The organism is Dermabacter sp. p3-SID358, from assembly GCF_025147465.1.
GTDB lineage: Bacteria > Actinomycetota > Actinomycetes > Actinomycetales > Dermabacteraceae > Dermabacter.
Genome location: NZ_JALXOZ010000006.1, coordinates 57,373 through 82,231 on the forward strand (window position 1 = coordinate 57,373; position 24,859 = coordinate 82,231).

27 protein-coding genes and 1 other RNA gene are annotated in these 24,859 nt (G+C 59.4%); 21 read left to right on the plus strand and 7 right to left on the minus strand.

Annotated elements, in window-relative coordinates; translation table 11 throughout:
- The first annotated feature begins 311 nt into the window (after positions 1 to 311).
- Both hpf and secA read left to right on the plus strand, forming a co-directional pair.
- A complete protein-coding gene (gene hpf / locus M3B90_RS04230; protein ID WP_259888784.1) occupies positions 312 to 956 on the plus strand; it encodes a ribosome hibernation-promoting factor, HPF/YfiA family in 645 nt (214 codons plus the stop codon).
- A gap of 206 nt (positions 957 to 1,162) precedes the next feature.
- Positions 1,163 to 3,952 carry a preprotein translocase subunit SecA gene (secA, locus tag M3B90_RS04235; RefSeq protein ID WP_259888785.1) on the plus strand — a complete coding sequence of 930 codons (2,790 nt, stop codon included), beginning with the start codon at positions 1,163 to 1,165 and terminating at the stop codon, positions 3,950 to 3,952.
- A gap of 25 nt (positions 3,953 to 3,977) precedes the next feature.
- Here the strand turns inward: secA and M3B90_RS04240 are convergent, their stop codons facing one another.
- Positions 3,978 to 4,367 carry an Rv3235 family protein gene (locus M3B90_RS04240; protein WP_259888786.1) on the minus strand — a complete coding sequence of 130 codons (390 nt, stop codon included), beginning with the start codon at positions 4,365 to 4,367 and terminating at the stop codon, positions 3,978 to 3,980.
- Between the two features lie 33 nt (positions 4,368 to 4,400).
- Positions 4,401 to 5,357 carry a LysM peptidoglycan-binding domain-containing protein gene (locus M3B90_RS04245; protein WP_259888787.1) on the minus strand — a complete coding sequence of 319 codons (957 nt, stop codon included), beginning with the start codon at positions 5,355 to 5,357 and terminating at the stop codon, positions 4,401 to 4,403.
- A gap of 197 nt (positions 5,358 to 5,554) precedes the next feature.
- On the opposite strand from M3B90_RS04245, the gene M3B90_RS04250 reads away from it, so the two are divergent.
- Positions 5,555 to 6,094 carry a hypothetical protein gene (locus tag M3B90_RS04250; RefSeq protein WP_259888788.1) on the plus strand — a complete coding sequence of 180 codons (540 nt, stop codon included), beginning with the start codon at positions 5,555 to 5,557 and terminating at the stop codon, positions 6,092 to 6,094.
- Between the two features lie 5 nt (positions 6,095 to 6,099).
- Here the strand turns inward: M3B90_RS04250 and M3B90_RS04255 are convergent, their stop codons facing one another.
- A complete protein-coding gene (locus tag M3B90_RS04255; RefSeq protein ID WP_259888789.1) occupies positions 6,100 to 6,333 on the minus strand; it encodes a helix-turn-helix domain-containing protein in 234 nt (77 codons plus the stop codon).
- 211 nt (positions 6,334 to 6,544) lie between these two features.
- Between M3B90_RS04255 and M3B90_RS04260 the strand changes: the two genes are divergently transcribed.
- Genes M3B90_RS04260 through M3B90_RS04270 form a run of 3 tightly spaced genes read left to right on the plus strand, consistent with a single transcriptional unit; the run spans position 6,545 to position 8,821 of the window.
- Complete coding sequence (locus M3B90_RS04260; RefSeq protein WP_259888790.1) at positions 6,545 to 7,147, plus strand: SAF domain-containing protein; 603 nt, start codon at positions 6,545 to 6,547, stop codon at positions 7,145 to 7,147.
- Positions 7,144 to 8,334 carry a pilus assembly protein CpaE gene (locus tag M3B90_RS04265; protein WP_259888792.1) on the plus strand — a complete coding sequence of 397 codons (1,191 nt, stop codon included), beginning with the start codon at positions 7,144 to 7,146 and terminating at the stop codon, positions 8,332 to 8,334. The genes M3B90_RS04260 and M3B90_RS04265 overlap by 4 nt, the downstream gene beginning before the upstream one ends.
- 40 nt (positions 8,335 to 8,374) lie before the next feature.
- Positions 8,375 to 8,821 (plus strand): hypothetical protein, encoded by a 447-nt coding sequence (locus M3B90_RS04270; RefSeq protein ID WP_259888793.1) that lies wholly within the window; start codon positions 8,375 to 8,377, stop codon positions 8,819 to 8,821.
- On the opposite strand, the gene M3B90_RS04275 is transcribed toward M3B90_RS04270, so the two are convergent.
- Positions 8,818 to 9,321: a DUF2505 domain-containing protein gene (locus tag M3B90_RS04275; RefSeq protein ID WP_259888794.1), complete on the minus strand. Its 504-nt coding sequence runs from the start codon at positions 9,319 to 9,321 to the stop codon at positions 8,818 to 8,820. The genes M3B90_RS04270 and M3B90_RS04275 overlap by 4 nt on opposite strands.
- Before the next feature lie 100 nt (positions 9,322 to 9,421).
- On the opposite strand from M3B90_RS04275, the gene M3B90_RS04280 reads away from it, so the two are divergent.
- The gene (locus M3B90_RS04280; protein ID WP_259888795.1) at positions 9,422 to 10,927 is read left to right on the plus strand and encodes a sensor histidine kinase; all 1,506 of its coding nucleotides are present in this window, start codon (positions 9,422 to 9,424) and stop codon (positions 10,925 to 10,927) included.
- Between the two features lie 73 nt (positions 10,928 to 11,000).
- Here the strand turns inward: M3B90_RS04280 and M3B90_RS04285 are convergent, their stop codons facing one another.
- The gene (locus tag M3B90_RS04285; protein WP_016664986.1) at positions 11,001 to 11,249 is read right to left on the minus strand and encodes a WhiB family transcriptional regulator; all 249 of its coding nucleotides are present in this window, start codon (positions 11,247 to 11,249) and stop codon (positions 11,001 to 11,003) included.
- Between the two features lie 248 nt (positions 11,250 to 11,497).
- On the opposite strand from M3B90_RS04285, the gene M3B90_RS04290 reads away from it, so the two are divergent.
- On the plus strand, positions 11,498 to 11,932 hold the full coding sequence (locus M3B90_RS04290; protein ID WP_259888796.1) for a hypothetical protein: 435 nt from the start codon (positions 11,498 to 11,500) through the stop codon (positions 11,930 to 11,932).
- A gap of 13 nt (positions 11,933 to 11,945) precedes the next feature.
- Here the strand turns inward: M3B90_RS04290 and M3B90_RS04295 are convergent, their stop codons facing one another.
- Together M3B90_RS04295 and M3B90_RS04300 are read right to left on the minus strand one after the other, a co-directional pair.
- Positions 11,946 to 12,671, minus strand: coding sequence for an SOS response-associated peptidase (locus M3B90_RS04295; protein WP_259888797.1), 726 nt, complete (start codon positions 12,669 to 12,671; stop codon positions 11,946 to 11,948).
- 14 nt (positions 12,672 to 12,685) lie between these two features.
- Positions 12,686 to 13,897, minus strand: coding sequence for a YihY/virulence factor BrkB family protein (locus M3B90_RS04300; protein WP_259888798.1), 1,212 nt, complete (start codon positions 13,895 to 13,897; stop codon positions 12,686 to 12,688).
- A 242-nt stretch (positions 13,898 to 14,139) separates the two neighbouring features.
- Between M3B90_RS04300 and M3B90_RS04305 the strand changes: the two genes are divergently transcribed.
- The 13 genes from M3B90_RS04305 to ssrA all read left to right on the plus strand — a co-directional run bounded on the left by M3B90_RS04305 (position 14,140) and on the right by ssrA (position 24,634).
- Entirely contained in the window at positions 14,140 to 15,363 is a 1,224-nt protein-coding gene (locus M3B90_RS04305; RefSeq protein ID WP_259888838.1) for a CpaF family protein, read from the plus strand.
- 221 nt (positions 15,364 to 15,584) lie between these two features.
- A complete protein-coding gene (locus M3B90_RS04310; protein WP_311199939.1) occupies positions 15,585 to 16,238 on the plus strand; it encodes a type II secretion system F family protein in 654 nt (217 codons plus the stop codon).
- Positions 16,235 to 17,188 carry a type II secretion system F family protein gene (locus tag M3B90_RS04315; RefSeq protein WP_259888800.1) on the plus strand — a complete coding sequence of 318 codons (954 nt, stop codon included), beginning with the start codon at positions 16,235 to 16,237 and terminating at the stop codon, positions 17,186 to 17,188. Before M3B90_RS04310 ends, M3B90_RS04315 begins: the two co-directional genes overlap by 4 nt.
- 49 nt (positions 17,189 to 17,237) lie before the next feature.
- Positions 17,238 to 17,486: a hypothetical protein gene (locus tag M3B90_RS04320; protein WP_259888844.1), complete on the plus strand. Its 249-nt coding sequence runs from the start codon at positions 17,238 to 17,240 to the stop codon at positions 17,484 to 17,486.
- 1 nt (position 17,487) lies between these two features.
- Positions 17,488 to 17,886, plus strand: coding sequence for a pilus assembly protein (locus M3B90_RS04325; RefSeq protein WP_259888801.1), 399 nt, complete (start codon positions 17,488 to 17,490; stop codon positions 17,884 to 17,886).
- A 61-nt stretch (positions 17,887 to 17,947) separates the two neighbouring features.
- On the plus strand, positions 17,948 to 18,337 hold the full coding sequence (locus M3B90_RS04330) for a hypothetical protein (protein WP_259888802.1): 390 nt from the start codon (positions 17,948 to 17,950) through the stop codon (positions 18,335 to 18,337).
- Positions 18,334 to 18,792, plus strand: coding sequence for a pilus assembly protein TadG-related protein (locus tag M3B90_RS04335; protein WP_259888803.1), 459 nt, complete (start codon positions 18,334 to 18,336; stop codon positions 18,790 to 18,792). The genes M3B90_RS04330 and M3B90_RS04335 overlap by 4 nt, the downstream gene beginning before the upstream one ends.
- Positions 18,793 to 18,896: 104 nt before the next feature.
- Positions 18,897 to 20,009 carry a peptide chain release factor 2 gene (gene prfB / locus M3B90_RS04340; RefSeq protein ID WP_259888804.1) on the plus strand — a complete coding sequence of 371 codons (1,113 nt, stop codon included), beginning with the start codon at positions 18,897 to 18,899 and terminating at the stop codon, positions 20,007 to 20,009.
- A 249-nt stretch (positions 20,010 to 20,258) separates the two neighbouring features.
- The gene (gene ftsE, locus M3B90_RS04345) at positions 20,259 to 21,152 is read left to right on the plus strand and encodes a cell division ATP-binding protein FtsE (protein ID WP_259888839.1); all 894 of its coding nucleotides are present in this window, start codon (positions 20,259 to 20,261) and stop codon (positions 21,150 to 21,152) included.
- The gene (gene ftsX / locus M3B90_RS04350) at positions 21,149 to 22,066 is read left to right on the plus strand and encodes a permease-like cell division protein FtsX (RefSeq protein WP_259888805.1); all 918 of its coding nucleotides are present in this window, start codon (positions 21,149 to 21,151) and stop codon (positions 22,064 to 22,066) included. The genes ftsE and ftsX overlap by 4 nt, the downstream gene beginning before the upstream one ends.
- A 34-nt stretch (positions 22,067 to 22,100) precedes the next feature.
- Positions 22,101 to 23,492 (plus strand): M23 family metallopeptidase, encoded by a 1,392-nt coding sequence (locus M3B90_RS04355; RefSeq protein ID WP_259888806.1) that lies wholly within the window; start codon positions 22,101 to 22,103, stop codon positions 23,490 to 23,492.
- 35 nt (positions 23,493 to 23,527) lie between these two features.
- Entirely contained in the window at positions 23,528 to 24,034 is a 507-nt protein-coding gene (smpB, locus tag M3B90_RS04360; RefSeq protein WP_259888807.1) for an SsrA-binding protein SmpB, read from the plus strand.
- Between the two features lie 229 nt (positions 24,035 to 24,263).
- Positions 24,264 to 24,634: a transfer-messenger RNA gene (gene ssrA / locus M3B90_RS04365) on the plus strand.
- The last annotated feature ends 225 nt before the right edge of the window (positions 24,635 to 24,859 follow it).

The following is a 24,859-nucleotide window of genomic DNA, read 5'->3' on the forward strand; positions in this document are numbered from 1 at the left end:
TGCCCAGGCTGTCATTCTCGACGATGTGGTGACGACCGGCAGCACGCTGAAAAAGACGAGCGAGGCACTCAAGCTCCTGGGTGTGCACACATGCGCGGCACTGACACTCGCCTCGGCGAGGCTTCCGCGCACAAACATACCCATCCTAGCGGTGTGATCTGCGGTACATTTTCAGCCTCCGGGCGCATAATAGTGAGAACACAGAAGTGGCAGGGAAGCCGCAAACCTCGTGAGAAGGAGGTGATCCATCCACCCGTAGGAACGGGCGGAATGTGGCCGCCCACACACTTCTCAACTCTGGAGGATTTCTCATGGATATCAATGTTGTTGGCCGCCAGATGGACGTCCCCGAACGTTTCCAGCGCCACCTCGAGGACAAGCTTGAAAAGGTCTCCCAGCTCGCGCAGGGTGTCATGCGGATCGACGTTGAAGTCTCGTCCGAAAAGAACCCACGCCGTAATGAAGAGAGCGAGCGCGTTGAGCTCACCGTCCATGATGATGGTCAAGTTATTCGCTCCGAGGCTCGCTCCGGAGATCTCTACTCGGCACTCGATCTTGCGCTTGCGAAGCTCCTCGAGCGCCTCCGCCGACTGGCCGACAGGCGAAAAGACCGCCACCGTGGTCGCTCCAAGGGGCACGGCGCCGACCCGGAGACACTTCGTAAAATGCAAGCCGACGCCGATCGCATCGAAGAACTTTTCGCCGAGGCCGAGTCGCGGCCGCATGAAGATAGCGCGGACCAGGTCGAAAGCTCAGCCGACAATGCTGCACCTGACTCGCCTATCGTGATTCGCGAAAAGAAGCACAAGGCGAAGCCCATGAGTATCGACGACGCGCTCTACCAGATGGAACTCGTGGGACATGACTTTTATCTGTTCATCGACGAAGAGACCTCTAATCCGAAAGTGGTCTACCGCCGTAAGGGGTGGAACTACGGGGTTATCGAATTGGAATAAATCCTCGCCCCTGTTAAATCCCCGTCTATCCAGGGGATTTGCCAGTGTGTGACGACTTCCTCTAGGGGGTCCGGGTGCTCAAGTAGCGCACGGACCCCCTTCGGCACGTAGACTGGCACGGTTCGCGCTGTTATCTGCAAGGAAACCGCGCTGTGAGTGTTCCGCACGCGAGCGTGCATGACGAGATCCTCTAAGGGAGTTTTCCAGTGGCCAAGCTTTTCGACGTCATCCTTCGTGCCGGTGAGGGCCGTGAACGCAAACGCCTAGCCGACATCGCACAACGCGTTGATGATATTGAGGACGGCTTCCTCGAGCTCTCCGATGACGAGCTTCGCGAAGAGACGGAAAAATTCAAGAAGCGTCTCGCCGACGGTGAAACGCTCGACGACATTCAGATCGAAGCTTTCGCTACGGTGCGTGAAGCTGCGCGCCGCACGCTTGGTCAGCGCGCCTATCCCGTTCAGCTCATGGGTGGCGCCGCGCTCCACCGCGGCGAAATCGCCGAAATGAAAACCGGCGAAGGCAAAACACTCGTGGCCACCCTCCCTGCCTACCTCAATGCACTCGCGGGCAAAGGCGTGCACATCGTGACGGTCAATGACTACCTCGCGAAATACCAGGGCGAGATCATGGGGCGCGTTTTCCGCATGCTCGGTCTCACGACCGGCGTGATCGTGTCCGGGCAAGATCCCACGGAACGCCGCAAGCAGTACGCCGCAGATATCACCTACGGTACAAACAACGAATTTGGCTTCGATTACCTGCGCGACAACATGGCGCATTCCGTGAACGACAAGGTTCAGCGTGGTCACTTCTTCGCGATCGTCGACGAGGTCGACTCGATCCTCATTGATGAGGCCCGCACGCCGCTCATCATCTCGGGGCCGGCATCGGGAGACGTGAACAAGTGGTTCGCCGAGTTCGCACGTGTTGCAACGAAGCTCAAGCGCGACAGGGACTACGAAGTCGATGAGAAGAAGCGCACTGTCGGCATCCTTGAGCCGGGTATCGAGCTCGTCGAAGATCAGCTTGGCATCGACAATCTCTATGAGTCGCTCAACACCCCTCTCATCGGCTTCCTCAATAACGCCATCAAGGCGAAGGAACTCTTCAAGCGCGACAAGGACTACGTCGTTATGAACGACGAGGTCATGATCGTTGATGAGCACACGGGCCGAATCCTTTCGGGTCGCCGCTATAACGAAGGCGTGCACCAGGCGATCGAAGCCAAGGAAGGGGTGGCGATCAAGGCCGAAAACCAGACGCTCGCGACGATCACGCTCCAAAACTATTTCAAGCTCTACGAGAAGCTCGCGGGTATGACCGGTACCGCCGAAACTGAGGCTGCCGAGTTCATGGGAACCTACAAACTGGGAGTCGTGCCTATCCCCACGAACTTGCCACTCCAGCGCGTCGATCAGATGGATCAGATTTACCGCACTGAGAAGGCCAAGTACCGCGCTGTCGTTGCTGATATCGAGGAGCGTCACAAGAAGGGCCAGCCTGTCCTCGTCGGCACCGTGAGCGTGGAGAAGTCGGAATACCTCTCCTCGCTCCTCAAGAAAAAAGGGATCCCCCATAACGTCCTCAACGCCAAGAACAACGAGGGCGAAGCTGCCGTCGTCGCCATGGCTGGCCGCAAGGGGGCCGTGACCGTCGCGACCAACATGGCCGGCCGCGGTACCGACATCATGCTCGGCGGCAACGTCGAGTTCATGGCGACCAAAGAGCTTGAAAAACGCGGGCTCGATGCCGAAGAGCAGCCCGAAGAGTACGAGGCTGCATGGGATGATGCGCTCGAAGCCGCACGTGAGCAGGTCTCGAAGGAGCACGACGAAGTCGTCGAGCTCGGCGGCCTTTACGTTCTCGGCACCGAGCGTCACGAGTCGCGACGTATCGATAACCAGCTTCGCGGCCGTTCGGGGCGCCAAGGGGACCCGGGTGAATCCCGGTTCTACCTGTCGCTCCAAGATGACCTCGTGCGTCGCTTTTCGCAGGGGCGCGCCGAACAAATCCTTGAACGTGGCGGTGTGGACGAAGACACCCCGCTTTCCGGACGCATCGTGACCGGCTCGATCCAGGGAGCCCAAAAACGCATCGAGGCGCAGAACTTCGAAATCCGCAAGAACGTGGTGAAATACGACGACGTGCTTACCAAACAGCGCGCCCGCGTCTACGAGGATCGCAATCGTATCCTCGAGGGCGAGGATCTCGAAGAGTCGATTACAAGCTACATCGACGATGTCGTGGGTGCGCTTGTTCGCAACGCTACTGTTGGCAAGAGTGCTGAGGATTTCGAGCTCGACGAGCTGTGGGGCAGTCTCAAGGCTCTGTACCCCACGTCAATCACAGCCGAGGACGTTGTCGAGGAAGTTGGCGGCAAGGAGAACCTCACGCCCAAGCTTCTTGAGCGAGAGATTCGCTCGGATATCGCCCTTGCGTACGAAAAACGCGAGGATGAGCTTGGCGAGGCAGCCATGCGTCAGCTTGAACGCCGCGTTCTCCTTTCGGTGATTGACCGCCGCTGGCGTGAGCACCTCTATGAGATGGACTACCTCAAAGAAGGCATCGGTTTGCGTGCGATGGCGCAGCGCGATCCGGTTGTGGAATACGCGCGAGAAGGCTTCCTGATGTACAACGACATGGTCGCGGGCATCAAGGAAGACGTCGTGGGATACCTTTTCAACCTCGAGGTCAAGGTGCAGGAGACGCCAAGCAAGGGACAGGCTCCCGAGAGCGTGGCGAAACTCGTACGTGAGGCTGCCGCGAAGGCGAAGAGCGTGTCGAACAAGACAGAAGCGGACACCGAGTCAACGAGCGAAGATTCGAGGGCCGAGGGCGTCGAGATTTCCGCCAAGGGCCTTGGCGATGGACCCAAGGTGGAGGAGCTCTCGTATAGTTCCTCGGACGGTGAAGCGGCTTCTGAGCGCCCGCTTTCTCGCGCGGAGCGCCGCCGCAAGGAACGCGAGGACCGCAAGCGCGCGAAGAAGGACTGAGCGTCCGATTCCTGTGAAAGGTGGGTTAGCCGAGTTCGAGAGCTGTGATCTTCCAACCCGAGCGCTTCTTTTCCCACCGCATGCACACGAAGCGGGCGCGTAGCGAATCGCGCACGACGGAGTTTGCCTCGATTACCTCGTCGTTGACCCGGCAAATGTGGACACCGCCAACGCTCACGCGTGGAGCAACTTTGATCCCCGCGTTTCGCCTGTATGCATTTACGCATGAAACGCGCTTCGCAAAGCTTTCTTGTTCTTGCGGGACGAGCACCTTACTGAGGGATGTGGGCGGTCGAAAGCCGTTGAGGATTTCGAGTGCTTGGCGCGACACTGCCTCGACGATTCTGCGGGCTTTTTCGTCGCTATCGAAGAACGTTGAGGGGCGCGCAGGTGAGGGATGGGCGTTATTGGACATGACGTAAATCTTTCTTTGTGGCGGGGCTGGAATCTAGAGATGAAAGGTTTGGCCGGGGAAGATGAGGTCGACGTCGTCGATCTCGGGGTTGAGGGCGGCGATCCTGTCGATTTCTCGCACGATCGCTCCGTTCGTGGGGTGCTCGCCATTGACCTGGGCGAGGTGACGCTTGGCTATGGACCAGAGGGTGTCGCCGGACTTCACGGTGTAGGTGTCGTTCGAGTGCAGGCTGGCGGATTTGTGCGTCTTAGGCGCCGCCTTTTCGGCGTGGGGTCGAGAGGGAGCGGGATGAGAGGGGCCTTCCAGCGAGGGTAGCGCTTCCGAGACCCCTGAGAATGCGATCGTGTACGAAGGCTCTTGCTCAGCCTTGGCCTTAAGTGAGGGGATCGTGCTCTTTTCTGTATCGCCATTCCCGGGCGCCCACCCGAGAGTCGTGACGTGCGAAAGTGCAACGCCTTTGTCGACCCCTGCCGACTCAGTGCCTTTTTCGAGCCCATCTGATCCCTCCGATGAGCTCGTCACTTCTGTGACTGCGGCCAGTGCCGGGGCGCCTTCGGCAAAGGCGCGAGAAGGATTTCCAAGTGAAATCGCTGTGACTGAAACGCCGAGTGCAACGACAGCGAAGCGGGCAGCTCGAGGTGACCAGAGGCGCAACGCTTTGAGCGCAAGAATTCGGCGGGAGGAGCAATGAGGTGAGGAAACGGCGCACCAGATAAGCATCCAGGTCACGCTGAGGTGCGCAGTGAGTGCGGCAAAGCCGCCCGCACCGAGGGTGAGGACGGCGAGCGCGAATCTCCGAGTCCCTCCACTCGCATGGGCGCTTTGGAAGGAGTAGAAGAGAGCGATCGCAGCGGCGATGCATACCATGAGCCACGCGAAAGCCTTCGCGAGTGAGCGGTACTTCCTGATCGCTAGAGGCGTGTGCCCCGATTGGGCGTCATGAGCTGGTCTTTCTGCACGGTGGCTGTGCGTGATTGCTGTTGTCGTCATATTTCCCCCTTGATCGTTGGCGCGGTGTAGCTGCAGAAAGTCTCGGGCAGCTCGCCCTAGCGCCAGCGAACCTGCATCTGTTGGAACTTCCAATTCGTTTGATGCAGTTTGATGAACTGTGATGTTCATTGGTGATGTTATAGGCGTTTTTGTGTGCACGCAAGAGGCTGAGAAAAATTCTTGGGTAGCTTGTCGGTATGAGCGCCTATGACCGCCTTGAAGATCTTGATCGCTGGCTCCAACGCGAACGCCTCGAGCGTATTCGTGAGGACGCCCACGAACTTGCCGACGCGGAACGCGCGGAAGTAGAACTCCTAGACCGAATCGCGGGTGCGGTCGATGCGGCCTTGACCGTCTGTCTCCTATCCGGTCGGGCGTACGAAGGGCATGCACGTCGGGTCGGTCGCGACTGGGTCGAACTTGACGTGCTTCATCCCGCGAGAAGGATCATCGTTAATGCTCAGAAGGTCGCCTGGTTGAGTGGGGGGCTTGGCAAAGTAAAACCCGGCGACGACAGTCGCCCTCGGCTGCCAATGCGCAGTGCGGTTCAAGCGATTGCTGAAACTGGGCGCCGAGCAGTCATCGTGACGGTGGCGGGGGACATTTCGGGGGTGGTTACGCGGGTCTTTGCGGATCACCTTGAGTTGAGGGCGGCAAAAGGGGCCGACGTCTGCGAATCTATGCGAGAACTTATCTCGGTGCCTTACTCCTCGATCGAAGCAATGTGGGTCGTGTGACGAATTTAGCGCGCCCGCTCCGAGGGGCGCGCGCTGTTGTTAGCCAGGATTTCGGCTTCGGTTTCGGCGTAGGCGCGATCAACGAACGCCCTCAGCTCAGCTTCCTCCACGCGCCATTGGCCGCGACCGCCGAGTTTTATCGCGCGCAGGCTCCCACTGCGCACGAGTGAATAGGCTTGCGGCTTCTCGATCGCGAGGATCTCGCATACCTCGTCGAGCGTGTAGAAGTGCATGGGCATGATGCTCCTCAGTCAACTTGGCTCACTCCATTTTCGCATGAATGAACGCCGGTGAGGGGGCCGTGTGGACAATGGTCTCCGGTCTCGTGCGAATATTATCCACATTTGCGTAATCGGCTCGCGAACTGCCATGACTATCGTTATGCTCAAGGTGAACTGAGTCGTTCGCGAATATTGGGGGGCAATGGGGGAGAGGGCGCGCTTTCGGCGCATGAGGAAAAATCCGTACCGCGATACTCGACTACTGACGGGGGCGGCACTCGTGCTCGGCAGCACACTCGTGGGAGGCTTCGCTTTTACGATGCTTTCTTCGAGCGAGATCGTGCTTGTTGCCACAGCAGACATTGCCGAGGGCGATGCCCTGACACCCGAACAGTTCGCGATTGCTGAAGTCCGCATGGGGCAAAGCCTGGAACGCTATGTGCAGGGAACTGATGCGATCGGCGAAGGAGCGGTCGCTCGCGAAAGCATTTCCCGCGGTGAACTTCTGCCTCGCAGCGCGGTAGGGCAGGCCGTTGATTCTGAAATGCGACCGGTGACGATCCAGGTCGCTCAGCCCGTCACTTCATCGCTGAGCAAAGGTGCGCTCGTTGATGTGTGGGCTTCGGGCGGGCAGGAGGGAGCAAGCTCCACGATTCTCGTGGAAAGCGCGGTCGTGCGCGGTGTCGACGAAGGCGGTGGGCTTAGCGGCCAGGGAGCTCGCGTCGAGGTCCTTGTGCCCTCCTCGCGCATAGCGAGCGTCCTTGACGCCCTCGGTGCGAAACGAAATCTTTATGTTGTGGAGGCGCCGGGCTTGTTCGAGGATGCCGAATGATCGACGTTCTCGTGTGTGCCTCGGGCTCCGATGAAGTCCAACTCGTTTCGACCATCGCGCAGAGCCTGACCGCAAAGGCTCGAGTGCTTCGACGTTGCGTCGACCTCACGGAGCTACTCGCAGCTACGCGTGCCGAACTCGGAGATGTTCTCCTCGTTGACGTCGATGTGGAGGGTCTTTCGCGCGAGGTCATCCACGAAATCAGACGCGGTGGCACGGGTGTCGTTGCCGTCACCTCTCAGGTGAGTCGCACAAAGCCCGCAACCCTCGGAATTGCCCTCGAAGTTCATGGAGAGACCGAACCGGAAGCACTCTATGAGCTCCTGATGCGAGCTGGGCTTGAAACGCAGGATCCGGACGAGGTGACCTGGGCGCAAGATCCGAGCCACGATGGAGAGCCGAAAGCGCCTATGCTCACCGTTTGGGGGCCCGAAGGCGCGCCCGGGCGATCCTTCGTTGCCGCGCACCTCGGCTACGAACTTTCGCTTCTCAAAGGCGAGAGCGTCCTCATTGACGCCGACACTTACGGCCCCTGTCAAACGCAGCTGTTTGGTGTTCTTGACGAAGTCCCGGGACTCGTCGCCGCTTGCCGTGCGAGCGATAAAGGAACACTCACGCCTCAGCTTCTCCTTCAACATTCGCCGCTCGTCAGCGACGATCTCCATCTCCTCAGCGGAATCGGCGTGCCTTCGCGCTACATCGAGGTGTATGACAATGCCCTCGAGGGCGTTTTTGCGAAAGCAAGAGAAGCCGCGAGGGTGGTCGTCACAGATGTCGCGGCGCCCATCGAGCTGGAAGGAGCGGGAGGGGAATACGGTACCCAGCCGCGCAATGGTGCTACACGTATCGCACTTGCCACCGCGTCGCACGTCATCGCCGTCGTGGCCGCAGATCCGATTAGCGTGACACGCTTCGTGCGCGAGGCGCCTCAGATTATGGAACTCTCGAAAAGCCCCCTCACCGTTGTCGTGAACAAACTCGACTCAAGCGTGACGCTCGCGAATATTGAACGGACTCTCCGAGCCCGCCTCGATTTTGACGCATGCTTGGCCCTTCCGCTTGACGCTACAACGGTTTCTCGCGCGCGATGGGACGGCGTCGTGGTTTCGGAGTCCGCGCCAAAGTCAAAGCTTCGTCAATCTCTTACACGCCTTGCCGCTCATTTCGACCAGACCCTCGTTCGCTAGGCTTGAAGCATCAGCTGTGAGCAGTCTAAGGAGGGCGCGCATGCGCGTGTATTACCCGGTGAATGCCCTTGTGGGGGACACGAGCGTGATCGATATGGAGAGCCCCACGTTCGACCTTCCCGCGAACACACGCGTGTGGGGAGTGCCTGCCGCGTTGAGCGCGGGGCTAAGCGGCGATGATGCCGAAGAGCGCGAGTTTGAAGCAATGTGCGAATGCATTCTGTCGTTTGCGCACGCGAATCGTGGCAGTGCCCGTATCGCTGTGGCGGCATTCGACCTTCCGGATCGGGCTCTTGAACGTGATGTCGCGCTCGAGCATGGCGAATGGGCGCACATGCTTCGAAACGAGGCTTTCACAATTCCGCTGAAGGCCTACCTCGTCACGCAGGATTCAGCTGCGCAGGTCGCTGATGACCCCTATGCGCCTGACGTCCTATGGTTTGACCCGAGCGAAGCTAGCGCCGTGAGGGAATTCCTCGAGAGTTAGGGCTCGCGCTGAAGTATGTCGTTTGCGAATGACTCCTCCGTGCGGAAGACATCGCCAGCCCGCTCAGCAGCGGCTTTTTCCACCGCGCTCCCCACGAGTGGAATCTTCACGCTGAGTTGAGCGTCAATACTCATTCGCGAATGTTCGCCCTCGCCCATGAGCGTAAAGCTAGCCGAAAGATCAACAGGTACCGAAGCGAGTGTCGCGTGAAGGCGACCAGTGCGCGAGTCCCCATCAGGGGCATCCCACTTGTGGACGATCATGACCTGTAGCCGCTCGGGGAGAAAACGACGGAACTTATGGTGGTCGACTCGCTCGCGCGGCACATTTGCCCGAATCGTTGTCGTGAACGCGGCGTTGGGATCTCCCTCGACGTCGACGCTCGTATCGCGCACTCCGAGCTTGGTCGCGCGCTCGAGCGCATACTTGCGGCTCGCATAAAAACGCGCGACATCCAGGGCGCTCGCATGGTAGTCGATGGTCTCGTGAAGTGCTTTCACTTTCGTCTCCTCATGTCTTTTGTGCGCAACACTATCGGCGCACGGTGAGGCGATTCTGCGCGGCGCTGAGCAGTTAGCCTCAAAGCATTAGGCTTGAGGCATGGCACCCACCGTGAACAACGTCCTCACCTACGATGATGAAACGTCGAAACCAGAGGTCGAGTGGCTTCAACTTCTCCTCGGCGACTGGCAGGTCGTTTCGGATCTGCTCGGCTCTGACCTCGTGCTGTGGGTGCCTCGTGAAGAGGGGATGAGCGCGACCGCGCATTCGCGCCCGGCAAACGGCACTACCGTTTATTTCGAGGATCCAATCTCGAGCGCGTACACGCGTGAGGACTGGCCCGAGCTCATCGATGCTTTCGAGAATGCCGAAGCAGGAGTCGACGATATCGACACTTTCGTCACTGTTGAGCGTGAGTCGCGCCCCGCGTTCGTGCGATTTGCTCCTGTGCGCCGCAATGGTGTCGTTCTCGCAGTTTTGTCGATTGAATCTTTTTCCTCACCAGCGGATGCAAGGCTCGCGGCAGCGGAAGTCGAACAGCATCGACTTGGTCGAGAGCTTCTTCTCATGATGGGAGAGGGGGCATTTCCCATCAAAGGGGCTCCCGTCCCGCCGCGTCGAGGTGCGCCGCGCGTAGGTGATGGGTGGGTGTCGGTCGATAGCGAGGGCATAGTGAAAGCCGCGTCCCCGAATGCGCTTTCAGCGTTCCATCGCTGCGGAATGCAGGGTGACATGGTGGGGTGTCTTCTCGCGGAACTTGCGACTGCTGACTTGCAGTCACGTATTCCCGTCGACGAATCACTCCCGCTTGTGCTCACTGGGCGCGCCGCGTGGCGCGTGGATATGCAAGCGCGCGGAGGAATTCTTTCCCTCCGCGCAATTCCGATCACCCGCCGGGGGCGCCGCACAGAAGCAATCATCCTCGTACGCGATGTCACCGAGGTGAGACGCCGCGAGAAGGAACTCATGACCAAGGACGCGACGATCCGCGAAGTTCACCACCGCGTCAAGAACAATTTGCAAACGGTTGCTGCGCTGTTGCGACTCCAATCAAGACGTATGAAAACCGAAGAGGCGAAGGACGCACTACTCGAGGCAATGCGTCGCGTTTCGACGATTGCGCTTGTGCACGAATCGCTCCTGCAGGGGAGCGAAGAGACTGTTCTGCTTGACGAAGTGATCGATCGCTGTCTGCGTCTCGCGGTGGATGCGGCCTCGGCAACGGTGCACGACGGGGACCACGCAACTGGCGTCGGGCAAGTCACCGTCGAGACGCACAAGGTCGGCAAGGCTGGGCTGGTTCGTGCCGAGGAGGCTACTCCGCTCGCGCTCGTCCTCACCGAGCTCGCCACCAACGCCGTTGAACACGGGCTTTCGGAGACCGGGGGCAATCTCACTATCACAAGCGAGCGTAGCGGCACGCACCTCGTGATCTATGTCGACGACGACGGCAAGGGAATGCCGAGCAAACCCGAGGGGCTTGGCACGAACATCGCACAAACTCTCGCGCAAGGGGAGCTTGGCGGTGTGCTCACGTGGGAAAACAAGTCCGACGGCGGCACACGCGCCACGATTGACGTGTATCTCGACCCGCTCTCGCGCTAAGAAAGCGGAAAGGCTGCTGCCCGTTGGAAAAATAAACTCGAATCTGCCGAGTTAGGGGCTCGTGATGATGCCGCTAGGCAACGCGGCGTGCACGCGCGGTACGGCGCTTGAGAGAGCGGCGTTCATCCTCGGAAAGACCGCCCCACACACCGGAATCCTGACCGGATTCGAGCGCGAATTTCAAACAGATATTCATGACCTCGCAGCGTTGGCACACGGCCTTGGCTTCCTGGATCTGGGTGATCGCCGGTCCCGTGTTCCCGATGGGGAAGAAAAGTTCGGGATCTTCGGTGAGGCATGCAGCGCGGTGGCGCCAATCCATCGGGTCACTCTCTCTTTCCAGTGCATCGTGACCGTAGTGGGGCCACGATGGCGTGCGGCCCACAGGGCCTCGACAACAATGCAGATCGCGTCGAACATTTTTGTACCGAAGCGATGTAGTACCCCATTGTTCCTGGCAACGAGGCTTACGGACAAGGATCTTGAAGAAAGATCCCTCGTAATCTTTTCCACACCTCTTGCATCTTGCCTCACGGCGTCCCGCAGCGTAGCGAACGCTAGGGTGGGGGCATGACTCCCGACAACGGCGCCCCCGATTCTGAGGCGGAGCCCCGGCCTCTCGCGCACACGTTGCGCCGCGTGAGCTCTCTGCTCCTCCTGGTCGAGGCACTCCTGCTTATCGCCGCAGCTCTTTATGCGCTTGTCACTTTGCCTGGACAAGCAGCGGAACTGAAAACTGTGGCCATTGGGCTTGCAGCGTTCTTCGGCGTCTTTGCGCTCTTGGTTGCTCTTGCCGCGCGTTCACTCATGAAGAGGGGCCGCTATGGCGTGAGCTTCGGTGTGACATGGCAGTTGTTCCAAGCCCTCGTGGGTGGCAGTCTCATACGAGGAGGGCTCCTTTGGGCAGGCTTCGGTGCTCTTCTCCTTGCCGTCTCTCTCTTTGTTCTCCTTCTGCGTCCCGAGAATCGACCCGATCGCGAGCTATTGCTCGATGACGAGAGCTGAGCTGCACGCAAGGCTACGCGAGCGTCGGACCGCGCCGCTCACATAACTGGGCGCCCTCCTTCGCAACGCTGCCCACTTCGCGTGATACGGGATAAGCTTCGAGCGCCGCCGACGGCAGCTGCCCCTCCGCGCCACCGATCCACGCGTGCGCTTCGGCACCGGACGAAAAGGATTCCAGGCTGATCCATGTTTCTCGCCCCTCCGGATCGAGGAAGACCGGCATACGGGAATGGATGTGCGTGAGGTGCCCTTCGGCCTCCTTGGTGATGATCGTGGCACTCAGAAGCCATTCTGCCTGCGGATTCGAAGGGTCCTTCCACCATGACACGAGTCCCGCCGCGTAGAGAAGCGGTGCATGCTGATCGTGGATGTAATGGGGAACCTTGCCGTTTGGGCCCGCTTGCCACTCGTAATAGCCGTTCATCGGCACGAGCGCGCGATAACGCACGAGCGAGGATCGGAAACTCGGCTTGTCAGCGAGGGTCTCGCGACGAGCGTTGAACGTTTTCGTCGAAAACGAGAGGTCCTTCGCGAATCGAGGGAGAAGGCCCCATCGAGCCGTGCGCACTGCTCGCGTGAGCTCACCCGAATCTCGTTCGAGCCCTTCGGTGACGACATAGATCGGTGCCGTAGGTGGAATGTTGTAGCGCGCGTGCAGGTGAGGGTCCGCGAGGTCAAGCGCATCGACGTCGTCGAGTAGAGGCTCGATTTCCTGGAAGAATGCGAAACGCCCGCACACGGTTGATCTGTCTCCTAGTCTTGTGGGTCCTCGCCTCTATCGTTTGCTGTCGTGGCCGGAAGCTCACCCTCGTTTTTCTCGTTTTCGGTTACCGAGAACACGTCCTCATCACCCTTGCGCAGCGCGTCCTCACCCGCGAAAGTTGCGGTGTAGTTTCCTTGATTTTTGTAGAGGTTCTCCACGCGGATTTCGCGCCCCTCTTCAACAACCTTTGCGTATTTAAGATCAGCCTTCGTTGGTGGCTCGGCGCCGCGGCTTGGAAGCTCGAAGCCGTCTTCTGCCGGCATGCCCGCGGCAAGTTGACGACCGCGCAGAACCTCCGCGTCAAAAGCCGCGCCCAGGATCAGGACGATACTGATGACCCACAGGACGAACAGGATTGCCATGACGCCGCCGATGGCGCCGTAACTCGAGTAGCTCGCTGCCGTCGACATGTACACGCTGAGGGCGAGAAGAGCGAGTCCGATACCGAAGATTGCGAAAACCCCGCCCGGGGAGATGAATCGATACTTATGTTCAAGGTTTGGGGTTGCCCAATACAGAAGTGACACGACAGCAAACAGAAGCGCGAGCATAAACGGCCACTTCACCCACGCCCAGATCGGAATGAACGTGTGGTTGAGAAAGTCAAGGAGATTCGGCATGCCGATAGCTGAAAAGATCGGTCCGAAGAAGGAATCCAACATGCTCTGGCTCAGCAGCAGGGAAACGAACAGCAGAAGGATTCCTACGATGAGTGCGGCTGTGACCGCAAGCATCGAGAGGTTGAACTTGACCGGACCGCGCGTTTCGTCGACGCGGTAAATTCTGTTCGAGGCGCGAGAGAACGCCTTCACGAACGCCGAGGCGGACCACAGGGCCGTCATTACACCGATGATGAGGGCGATCGTTCCCGAGGAGGTGGAGCCAAGCAGGGACTCGAGCGTCGATTCAATCGGGCCGCTGAGGTCGCCGGAGCCTTTCGCGATATTGGATTTCGCGACAGCCCCCGTAATGAGGTCAACAATCTCGTCTTGGAAGCCGCTCAGAAGGAGCGCCGCCAGGGAAAAGAGCGCGAGAAGCGTCGGCGCGATGGCGAGCACGATGAAGTACGTGAGCTGCGCGGCGAGGTCCGTTCCCCCCGCTCGAGTGAACTCAGTGAGAGTGCGCTTCGCGGCGTACAGCCACTCGGTCTTCGACATTTTTGCTTCGGTCACGGTATCGCGGTCGGAAAGTCGCGTGGCCATGAAGTCATCCTCTAGGGCAGGGGGCGGGACGACGAGAGTCTATACGGCTGATCTGCACGGATGCCACACGGTCAGATGGGCCAGCATTCTGGACAACGCAACGCTAGTTATCCACATTTCACGAACAGTGTTTCGCCCGCTCACTGACTCTGGTAGAAAGATGGCAGACGGTCCTTGGGGGATAGGAACGGGGCAGGCGCCCGCCACGGGGCGACGCGATTACAAAAAGGGGGGAAGTGCCTGTGCAAGATGCACTCAGGATTATCGAGGCAGAGGCTCGGCAAGCAATTCGGGCGCAAGGGCTCGATGAATCCTCTTCGTCGCTCGACGATCTCATTGCGAATGTGGTCGCGGACTACGACGCGAAAGCTATGCGAGGGGAAGTGCCTCCTTTGCGCGACCGTGACGCTGCCGTGGGGGAAGTGGCGACGCGCATCGGTGGTTATGGTTCCCTCCAAACCCTCCTCGACGACCCAGAGATTGAGGAAATCTGGATCAATTCCCCAAGCGAAATCTTCGTCCATAGGCACGGGGTCAGCGAGCTCACCACGCTCGTGCTCTCGGCCGGAGAAGTGCGGGGGCTTGTCGAACGCATGCTCGCGCAAACGGGTCGTCGTCTCGATCTCAGCACTCCCTTCGTCGACGCGCTCTTGCCAAGCGGAGCCCGTTTGCATGCCGTCATCCCCAACGTCACGCGTACGCACTGGTCGGTGAACATTCGGAAGTTCATTTCGAAGGCACACTCCCTCGCAGATCTCGTTGTGCTCGGTTCGCTCACCCAGCAGGCAGCGGATCTCCTCGATGCAAGTGTGAAGGCCGGGCTCAACATCATCGTTTCCGGGAGCGTCGGAGCAGGAAAAACCACGATGGTGAGTTGCCTAGGTTCGGCCGTTTATCCGCGCGAGCGGATCGTCACGATCGAAGAAGTCTTCGAGCTCGATATCCGTGCTCGCGACGTCGTGGGGATGCAATGTCGGCAGCCCAACCTTGAAGGCGTCGGGGAGATTACGATGCGTCGGCTCGTCAAGGAGGCGCTGCGCATGAGGCCCAGCCGGATTATCGTAGGCGAGGTTCGCGAAGCGGAATCACTCGACATGCTCATCGCGCTGAACAGCGGTCTTCCGGGTATGGCGACGATTCACTCGAACTCAGCTCGCGACGCGATCGCAAAACTGTGTACCCTCCCGTTGCTTGCGGGCGAGAATGTGAGTAGTTCGTTCGTCACACCCACCGTCGCCAACGCCATCGATCTCGTCGTTCACCTCGACCATCTCCATGACGGCACACGGCGAGTGCGGGAGATCGTTGCGGTTCCCGGGCGTGTGGAGGATTCCGCTGTCGAACTCGGGCATGTTTTTGAGTGGCGCCGAGGGCGGCTTTGCAGAGGCGATGCATATCCGCCGCATCCCGAGCGATTTGAACGTGCAGGGTTTTCGCTCTCCGAACTATTCGGGGCGGAACGGTGATCGCCGGTTTTGCGGCTGGGGGCCTTTTCGGTCTCGGAGTCGTGACAATCTGGTCGTCTTTCTGGCCGCGCGAAGCGGGGAGCCTTGAAAAATTCGGGTCAAACTCCCGCTTTGAGCAGAGGATTCGGGACGACTTCGCGCGGATTGGGCTCGTGAGCGCCCGGCCGATCCACCTCCTCATCGCCTCAGTGCTGGTTGCCAGCGTAGTTTTTATCCTCACTTTGGGCGTCAGTACCGCCATGGTGCCAAGTATTGCCGCAGGTATCGCCGGCCTTTTTTCACCGCTTTGGGCTCTTCGAGCACTCGCACGGCGACGTCAAGAAAACCTTCGTGAGGTATGGCCCGAGGTCATCGATCTTGTGGGCTCTGCGGTTCGAGCAGGCCTCTCACTTCCCGAATCGCTCGCCCAACTCGCCGAACGCGGTCCCGAACAATTGCGCTCCGCCTTCGGCGAATTCGCCCGCGAGTACCACGCGACCGGCGATTTCTCTTACAGCCTAGATCGCCTCAAGGCGCGCCTAAGTGACCCTGTCGCTGACCGCATCATCGAAGCTCTGCGCATCACGCGCGACGTGGGTGGAACTGATCTCGGCACGCTTCTACGCACGCTTTCGTCGTTTCTTCGCGAAGATGCGCGTGTGCGCTCTGAGCTTGAAGCGCGCCAGAGCTGGACGGTCAACGGAGCTAAGCTCGCGCTCATCGCTCCGTGGGTTGTTTTAGGCCTCATGATTCTTCGACCCGAGGCCGCCCAGGCGTACGACACCGCCGCGGGCGGCTTGCTCATCATTGTTGGCGCCGCAGTCTCCTTTTTTGCCTATCGACTCATGCTTGCGCTCGCGCGCCTGCCTCAGGACGAGAGGGTTTTACGCGAATGAGCATCCGCGACAACGCCTTCACAATCATCATTCTCGGCTGCACGCTTGGAGCACTTTTGGGGATCGGCCTCGCACTCGTGATCCTTGCGAACCCCTGGACGCGTCCCCGTTCGGTCGAAGCTCGCGTCGCCCCATACGTCAAGCAGGGGAAGCCACATGGCACGTTCGATTTCATCGACGAGGTGCGTATGCATCCCGTGATCGACACCAACCTTGGCCCGCTTCTCATGCGTATGAAGGGCTTCGCAGCTCGAGCTCTTGGCAGTCAGCGCGAGATCGAGAAGCGCCTTGCGCTCGCGGGCGGCAAGACCAGCTATCGCGAGTTTCGCGTGCAACAACTCACGTGGGCGATCGTCGCGTTCGTCGCGAGTTCGGCGCTCGGAATGGCGGTTTTTGCCCTTGATGGAGCTCCTCTTATCGCTCTTCTTGGGCTTGTGGCGATCTCGAGCGTGACGGCCCCTCTTGTCCGAGACTACCTACTCACGAATGCGATTGCTTCGCGCAAGCAAGCGATGGCGCGGGAGTTCCCGACGATCGCCGACCTCCTCGCCCTCGCTATTTCAGCTGGTGAGGGGCCAATAGCGGCAATGGAACGAGTCGCGCGCACATCGCGTGGGGAGCTCTCGCGAGAGCTTGCAATTGCCGTTTCTGAAATCCGTGCGGGCTCTTCACTCGAGGACGCACTTATGAACTTAGGGATTCGTTCGCCACTCGATTCTCTTTCGCGGTTCGCGGAGACAATCGCCGTTGCCCTCGAAAGAGGCACCCCGCTCGCCGATGTCATGCGTGCTCAAGCGCAAGATGCCCGCGAGCTTTCGAAGCGGACTCTCATGGAGAGCGCGGGGCGGCGTGAGGTGTACATGCTCCTTCCCGTCGTCTTCCTCCTCATGCCGCTCGTCATTATTTTTGCGGTCTTCCCCGGTATCGCCGCCCTGCAAGTGGGGCTCTAACAAGAAGGCCTCACACTCATCCAATTTCCCCCACCACTAAGGAGAAATCATGTCCATCCACCGCTCTACCCTTGCCGGCACTGCCACCAACCGCACAGGTCTTTGCGACCGGGCCGCGCGCGCTGGCGTACGTGTTCTTTTTTCTCTGCGCGATCGCCTCGCGTCTGAGCGCGGAGATGTCCCAGGATGGGTCCTCATCACGCTCATGACGGCGGGCATTGTCGTGGCTCTCTGGGCAGTAGCATCGGACGCGCTCGTAGGCCTGTTCAACCAGGCCATGAGCCAATTCACCAAGTAACGTGCGGTCAGGTGCACGCCGCCTGTGGGCGCGAATACGCGAGGATCGCGGCAATGCGGTCGTGGAGTTTCCCCTCATTTCAGCGCTCATCGTGGCACTCGGTTTGAGCCTTCTCCAGCTCGCTCTCTTCCTCCATGTGCGCAATGGTCTGACCGATATCGCGGTTCAGTCGGCGTACTACGGCGCGCTGCTCGGAAATGACGCAGGTGATGGAAGAGCGCGGGCAACGGAGCTTACCGTTGCGCGTTTTCAGCAACTCGGTGAGGTCCAAGTCGAAGCCCGCGAGCATGCCGGCATCATCGAGATTGAGATCCGTGCCGATATGCCTCTCGTTGGCTTTTTCGGTCCGAGCAATGCCCTGCGCGTCGTGGGGCACGCGGTGAACGAGGATGCGCTTTAGAGCAAAAGCCGCCGCGAGAAGGATCGCGTGTCGGCTCAAAAGCTCGTCGGGGAACTCGATCGTGGAGTTCACCGGGCTTTCGGTGATCCTCTTGATACCGCTCGTCTATCTTCTGCTCACGTGCGCCTCGATGCAGTCCGCGTCATTTGCAGCCGATACGCTCGCGCGCCAAATCGCCCGCGTGTACTCGGTCCAGGAGCTCGCTGAGGGAAGAGAAGAGCGAATCGAAAAGATCATTGCTGAGGTGGAGCGCGATTACGGAGTGGACATCGGCTCAGGAGACATTGCGGTTTCATGCCCAGCCGCGTCATGCCCAATGGCAGGGGAAATTGTTTCGGTGGAGGTAAGTCTTGCCGTGCCAGTCCCTGGGCTCGGTGTAGTGGGGATCGACTCATCCGTCGTTGGCGTCAAAGCGCGCCACTCGTTAATGGCGGAAGGAGGCGTCCCGTGACTCGAAAGCGTCGTTTGCTTCCCCTAAAAGCTGAGCGCGGGAACGCGAGCGTCCTGACGATCGGTGTGAGTGTCGTGGTGCTCATGGTGATCGCTTTGGGGGTCGCCACCACAGGCGTCGAGATCGATCGCAATCGCCTCCAGTTTGTGGCTGATGGAGCTGCGCTCTATGCCGCGGCGGGAACGAGCGAGAGCACGGTCTATGACGGTGCTGGCGATCCGCGCGTCCCCACCTTGGCAGAGGCCCGTGAACGCGCTGAAACCTACCTCGCGGTGTATCCCGAGAAGTTTCCTCGCGTAAGTGAGATGAGCATCGTCTCGCTTTCCCTCGCCCCCAGTGGCGAGATATCCCTGACTCTCGAGGCACGAGTGCACCCGCCTCTCGCAAGCTGGATCTCTCGCGCGCTGGATTCCCCGATCACCGTGCATGTGCGCTCGACGGCGCACGCGCACTGAGCCGAGGTCCATCACTGCACGTGTGTGGAGCCTGCCGCATTGGGGGCTTAACCGCGGGTATCGTCCCTGTCCCGGTTGGTGCCGGTAGCGTAGAGTGAACATTTGTGAGTTCTGATTTTTCTGCCGAAATTCCCGTCCTTCGCTCGACTCTTGAATCGATCGAGAAGGTGACCGATCTCGATGCTCTCACGGCGCGGATCGCCGACCTTGAGGAGCAGGCTGCTGCGCCTGACCTCTGGGATGATCCGGAGGCGGCGCAAAAGGTGACGTCCGACCTTTCGCATGCGCAAGCAGAAAAGCGCCGGGTGAGCGAGCTTTCGAGCCGTATCGATGACCTCGAGGTCATGGTTGAACTTGGCGAAGAGGAAGGCGACTCGCAGCTCGCCGAAGATGCCGAAAATGAGCTCGCCTCGATCCGTAAAGCGCTCGATGAACTTGAGGTGCGCACGATGCTGAGCGGCGAGTACGACCAGCGCAATGCGGTCGTGACGATTCGCGCAGGCGCCGGCGGGGTTGATGCCGCGGATTTCGCAGAAATGCTTATGCGAATGTATCTGCGTTGGGCGGAACACAAGGGTTACCCCACCAAAGTCATGGACACGTCCTACGCGGAAGAGGCTGGCCTCAAATCGGTCACGTTCGAGGTGAGCGCCCCTTACGCGTACGGAACGCTGAGCGTTGAGGGCGGCACGCATCGCCTCGTGCGCATTTCGCCCTTTGATAATCAAGGGCGCCGGCAAACATCGTTCGCGGCTGTCGAAGTCATTCCGCTGATCGAGACGACCGACAGCATTGAGGTTCCCGAGAATGAACTCAAGATTGATGTTTTCCGTTCATCAGGTCCCGGCGGTCAGAGCGTGAACACGACTGACTCGGCTGTGCGCATGACCCACATTCCCACGGGAATTGTCGTATCGATGCAGGATGAGAAGTCCCAGATCCAAAATCGCGCCGCTGCCCTTCGAGTGCTTCAGTCGCGTCTTCTTCTACTCAAGAAGCAGGAGGAAGATGCGAAGCGCAAGGAACTCGCTGGTGACATCAAGGCGAGCTGGGGCGACCAGATGCGCTCGTACGTCCTCAACCCGTACCAGATGGTGAAGGATCTGCGCACCGAATACTCCGAGGGCAACCCGAGCTCGGTATTCGACGGCAATATCGACGGGTTTATCGAGGCAGGAATTCGCTGGCGCGTCGAGCAGGCTCGCGTGGAGGATTAGGCCAGCTCGTAGAAAACAGGTTCGTCCTGAGGTAGTGTCCGACGTTTTGCCTACCCTCGTCACATTCTTCAATTCGGCACGCGGTGCGCCGGTGCTCTTGACGATTTCTTGAGCAAAACGTGACCCGTGTGACCGGTCCGAATGCGCAAAATTGGTCCGATGCGTGGTTAGTGTTGTCGCGTACTGACCCTCGTCATGGCCGCGGACGCTACGAGGGGAGCTGCCGACCTGCCCAGATGGGATGAGCCTGTGATTCGTTTCGAGCACGTGACGAAGACGTATCAGCGCAAAAGCGCGCCTGCGCTTGCTGATCTGTCACTTGAGTTTGAGCGTGGAGAGTTTGCCTTTCTCGTGGGGGCCTCGGGCTCTGGCAAATCGACGATGCTTCGCCTCATCTTGAAAGAAACGAACCCCACATCTGGGTCGATTTTTGTCGCTGGAAAGGATCTTTCGCGACTATCGAGCTGGAAAGTTCCGCGCCTTCGTCGGGAAATCGGGATGGTCTTTCAGGATTTCCGCTTGCTCCCCACGAAAACGGCTTTCGAGAACGTCGAGTTTGCCCTGCAGGTCATTGGGACCCCGCGAGGTGTCGTGAAGAAACTCGTCCCTGAGATTCTCGACATGGTGGGCCTTGCAGATAAGGGTAAGCGCCTTCCTCATGAGCTTTCTGGCGGTGAGCAGCAGCGCGTCGCGATTGCGCGCGCCTACGTGAACCGCCCGACGATTCTTCTTGCGGATGAACCCACGGGCAATCTTGACCCGGAAACGGCGCAGGGGATCGTGGATCTTCTCGCCGACATTAACGAACGCGGCACAACTGTTCTCATGGCCACGCATGATGAGAAGGCGGTGAACCGCTTGAACAAGCGTGTAGTGGAACTCGTGGGAGGGCACGTCGTGCGAGATGAGCTCGGCGGTCACTATCGAGGATCATCTGAGGAAAGCGTTATTTCTGGTGCGGTGCCAGATGGCGAGGCGATGGGGGAGAGCCAACCGTCGGAACCCCCATTGAGCGAAAGTGCGCGGGCTTCCGACGTAGCGTACGAAGAATTTGATGAAACTGCGAGCGGACGCGAGCGCATGGGGGACCTCGATCGAGCTTTTGAAGACGCGGATGAGCGTGAGGGAGGCGAGATCGCATGAGACTGCACTACATCATTAAGGAAAGTTTCGGGGGGCTTCGCCGTAACATTGCGATGGTCATTTCCGTGGTGATTGTGACCGCGGTATCCCTGACATTTGTGGGCGCGGGGCTTCTCATGCAAAAGCAGATTCTTGCTCTTCAAGACATCCTCGTGAAGAACTCCCAAATTAGCGTGTACATGTGTTCGCCGCATTCCACGTCTACGTCGTGCGCCGGGGGAGCCGCGACAGAAGCGCAAATCGACGAGGTTCGAGAAGCACTCCAGGGAGATATCCTCGGCCCCTATATCGCCTCCGTTGATGAGCGTTCTCCGGAGGAAGCTCTCGAGGTGTATCACGCTCAGTTCGGTGGAGAGAGTTTTGCTCAGGACTTTACGGCCGAGGACATGCCCGTGAGTTTCCACATCACTCTCGTGGATGCCAAGCGTTCGAGTGCGGTCGTGGACTTTTTCCAGGGTCGTGACGGCGTTGACGAAGTGTCGGATCTTCTTGCTGTGTACGCGCCATTCATCTCGATCCTGAATCAATCCACCGTTTTTGCGATTTCTCTTGCGGTCGTGATGCTTGTGGCCGCAGTGCTCCTTGTCGCGACGACGATCCGCATGTCGGTTTCAAACAGGAAACGTGAGATCGCGATTATGCGCCTCGTGGGCGCGAGCAATCTCTTCATTCGTCTGCCATTCTTGCTCGAGGGGGCGGTTGCGGCCCTCATCGGTGGCGCCTTGGCCACGGGGGTACTTTCGCTCGCGATCAAATACCTCGTTGAGGGGTGGCTTGAGCCGGCTCTTGGCGCTGATCTTATCCGTATGTCGATGCCTGACCTTCTGTGGGTAGGGCCGATTCTTCTCGCTCTCGGTGCTATTCTCGCCATAGGCTCGTCCATTGTTTCGCTCAACCGCTATTTGAAGGTGTAGGCAGGTTCTCGAGATGTCGATTAGTGAAGGAAAGATGTCTTTTCTTTCTCGACGCACGCTAGTAAAGGCCGCGTCGTTCGCCGCTGTCCTGGGCCTCACTACGTCTGGCTCGGTCTCGAGCGAGCAGGTTTTTGCCGATGGAATCGACGATAAAAAGAAGGAAAAAAAGAGCGTTGATGAAAAGCTCGCGTCGCTTCGCGAAGACCTAAACGAGGTCGATTCTGACCTTGCCGATGCCTACCTTTCGCTCGCCGAGACCGAGGCGAGGATCCCCGATGCCCAGCAACGCCTGGACGCCGCACGCTCCGCCCTTGAGTCAGCGAAGGCTGAGGACGTTCGGCAGGCGAAACGCCTGAAGGAAGCGGAGGCCGAAGAGCGAGAAATCCGTGAGGCGGTCGAGAATGGCGAGCACAAGATCTCACAATCGAACGAAGACGTCTCGCGCGCCTCTATCGAGGCGTACAAGGGTTCGTCCGCTCCGAATCCGGCGTCGATCTTCTTGAACGCTGAAAATCCGCAGGATGCGGTCGACCGCACGATGAACTATCGCCTCACGCTCCAGGCTCAAGGCGCGAAGCTTACGGACCTTCGTGGCCAACAGGCAGTAAATGTGAACTCTGCCGATCGTCTCGAGGCTATTCGCGCGGAGATCGACGACCTCAAGAAGAAGTCCGCCGCTGCGGTTGCCGAGAGGCGCGAGGCCGAGGCCGAAGCCGAGCGAGCGAAGAAAGATCTCGACGATCTCTACGCATCGCAAAAGTCTCAGGCAGCGAACCTTGAGACGCTCAAAGAGAAGTACCGTGCCAGTGAATCCGAGCTGGAATCTCAGTCGAGTGCACTCGAAGCTGATATTCAGCAGCTCATCGAGAAGGAGCGCCAGGAGGAACTCGCGCGTCAACGAGAGGAAGAGCGAAAGGCCCGCGAGGCCCGCGAAGCAGAAGAGCGCCGGGCTAAGAAGGAACGACGCAAGCCACGCAAAGTCTCGACTCCGAGAACCTCGGGTGGTTCGTCTGCTGGGGCAACGTCTGGCAAGTTCCGTGAGCCCGTCTCAGCCCGCCGAAGCTCGAAGTTCGGCTACCGCTTCCACCCCGTGTACCACACCCGAAAATTGCATGCCGGCATGGACTACGCCGCGAGTTGCGGCACTCCTGTGGGCGCAATGACCTCCGGAAAAGTACTTGCGACAACCCATAACCGCGGGGCAGGAAATAAGGTCATCGTGAGCCACGGGCTCCACAACGGGCAGATTCTCACGACGTCGTACCACCACTTGCAGGGCTTCGCGGTCTCTGTCGGCCAGCGCATTGAGGCTGGTCAAACCGTTGGCTACGTAGGATCAACGGGCGCCTCGACTGGCTGCCACCTCCACTTTGAGACGCACCTCGACGGGACTGCGGTCGACCCCCGGAAGTTTGTGGGATACTAAGCGGTTGCTGTATCGACACGTCCGGAGGGATTGACGTGGCCAAGAAGGCCGAAAAGAACAAGGCGCCCGTAGCGCCAGAGCGCAAGAAGCAGCTCATCGCCTCGAATAAGAAGGCGCGCCACGATTACCACATCGATGCGACGTGGGAGGCCGGCGTTGTTCTCCAAGGAACCGAGGTGAAGTCCCTGCGTGAGCGCGGAGCTTCCCTCGTGGATGGGTATTGCTATATCGACAACGGCGAGGTGTGGATGGACGCGGTGCACATCGCCCCATACGTGAGGGGCACGTGGACGAACCACGCCGCGCGCCGCAAGCGCAAACTTTTGTTGCATAAGCGCGAGATCCTCAAGCTCATGAGCAAGACCCGCGAGAAGGGGTACACGATCATTCCACTGTCGATCTACTTCCTCGGCTCGCACGCCAAGGTTGAGATCGCGCTCGCACGCGGCAAGAAGGAATGGGATAAGCGTCAGACTCTGCGGGAGAAGCAGGATGCTCGCGAGGCTCAGCGTGCGATGAGGCGGCGAGAAATGCTTAGCTAGCGTCGGAACCGCCCGGTCAGGTGGCCGGGAAAGGGGTCCGACGCTTGACCGCCGGGAATAGAACCCTTGGCGCGAAGAGTTGAAGGCTGTATACTGAACTGCTGCGCCGGAAAGGTGCAGTAGATTTTTGATAATCACATAGGGTGTGCGAATCAGGCACGCATCCCACCCGCGCATGCGGGTGCAGATTATCTGGCGCGTTCCGCTTACGGGCGTTGCCACCCGATACGGGGTCGATCGGTTTCGACGGTAGTTGTCCAGCGAGGGGAAGCGGGCCGAGGATCCAGGGTTATCTCGATAACGCTCCCTGGAAAACAATAAGTGCCGAACCTAAGCGCACTGACTTCGCTCTCGCTGCCTGATCAGCGACAGCAGTCTGGACCGTCAGGGGTTGCCTTCGACCTGACCTGTCCATCATCTAGAGGGCCACTGCTTCCAACCCTGGTCACCGGGGTTGGGTGAACACTTTAGAGTGACTGAGCCTGTCAGCGACGTGTCCGTGTGAGCGCTGGGGCTGAGAAAACGATTTCGCGGACTGCGCCCGGAGAAGCCCTGGCTTCGCACTATCGGACGCGGGTTCGATTCCCGCCGGCTCCACCACTGTGGCGCCCGCTTCTTCGTGAAGCGGGCGCTTTTTTGTTGCCGATGCCTATCGCGTGGCAGGTGCGGGAGTGTACATGACGTTCGCGCGTAGGCGGAGATGGTGACGCCTTCAGGGTCCCCGAATTTGCGCACGGGTACGTCACCGTTATCGCATAGGCGAACGGTCATAGTGCTCTTGGGGCACCACTCCTTGTGCGTGCTGGATTAAGGTTGGAAGTCGCC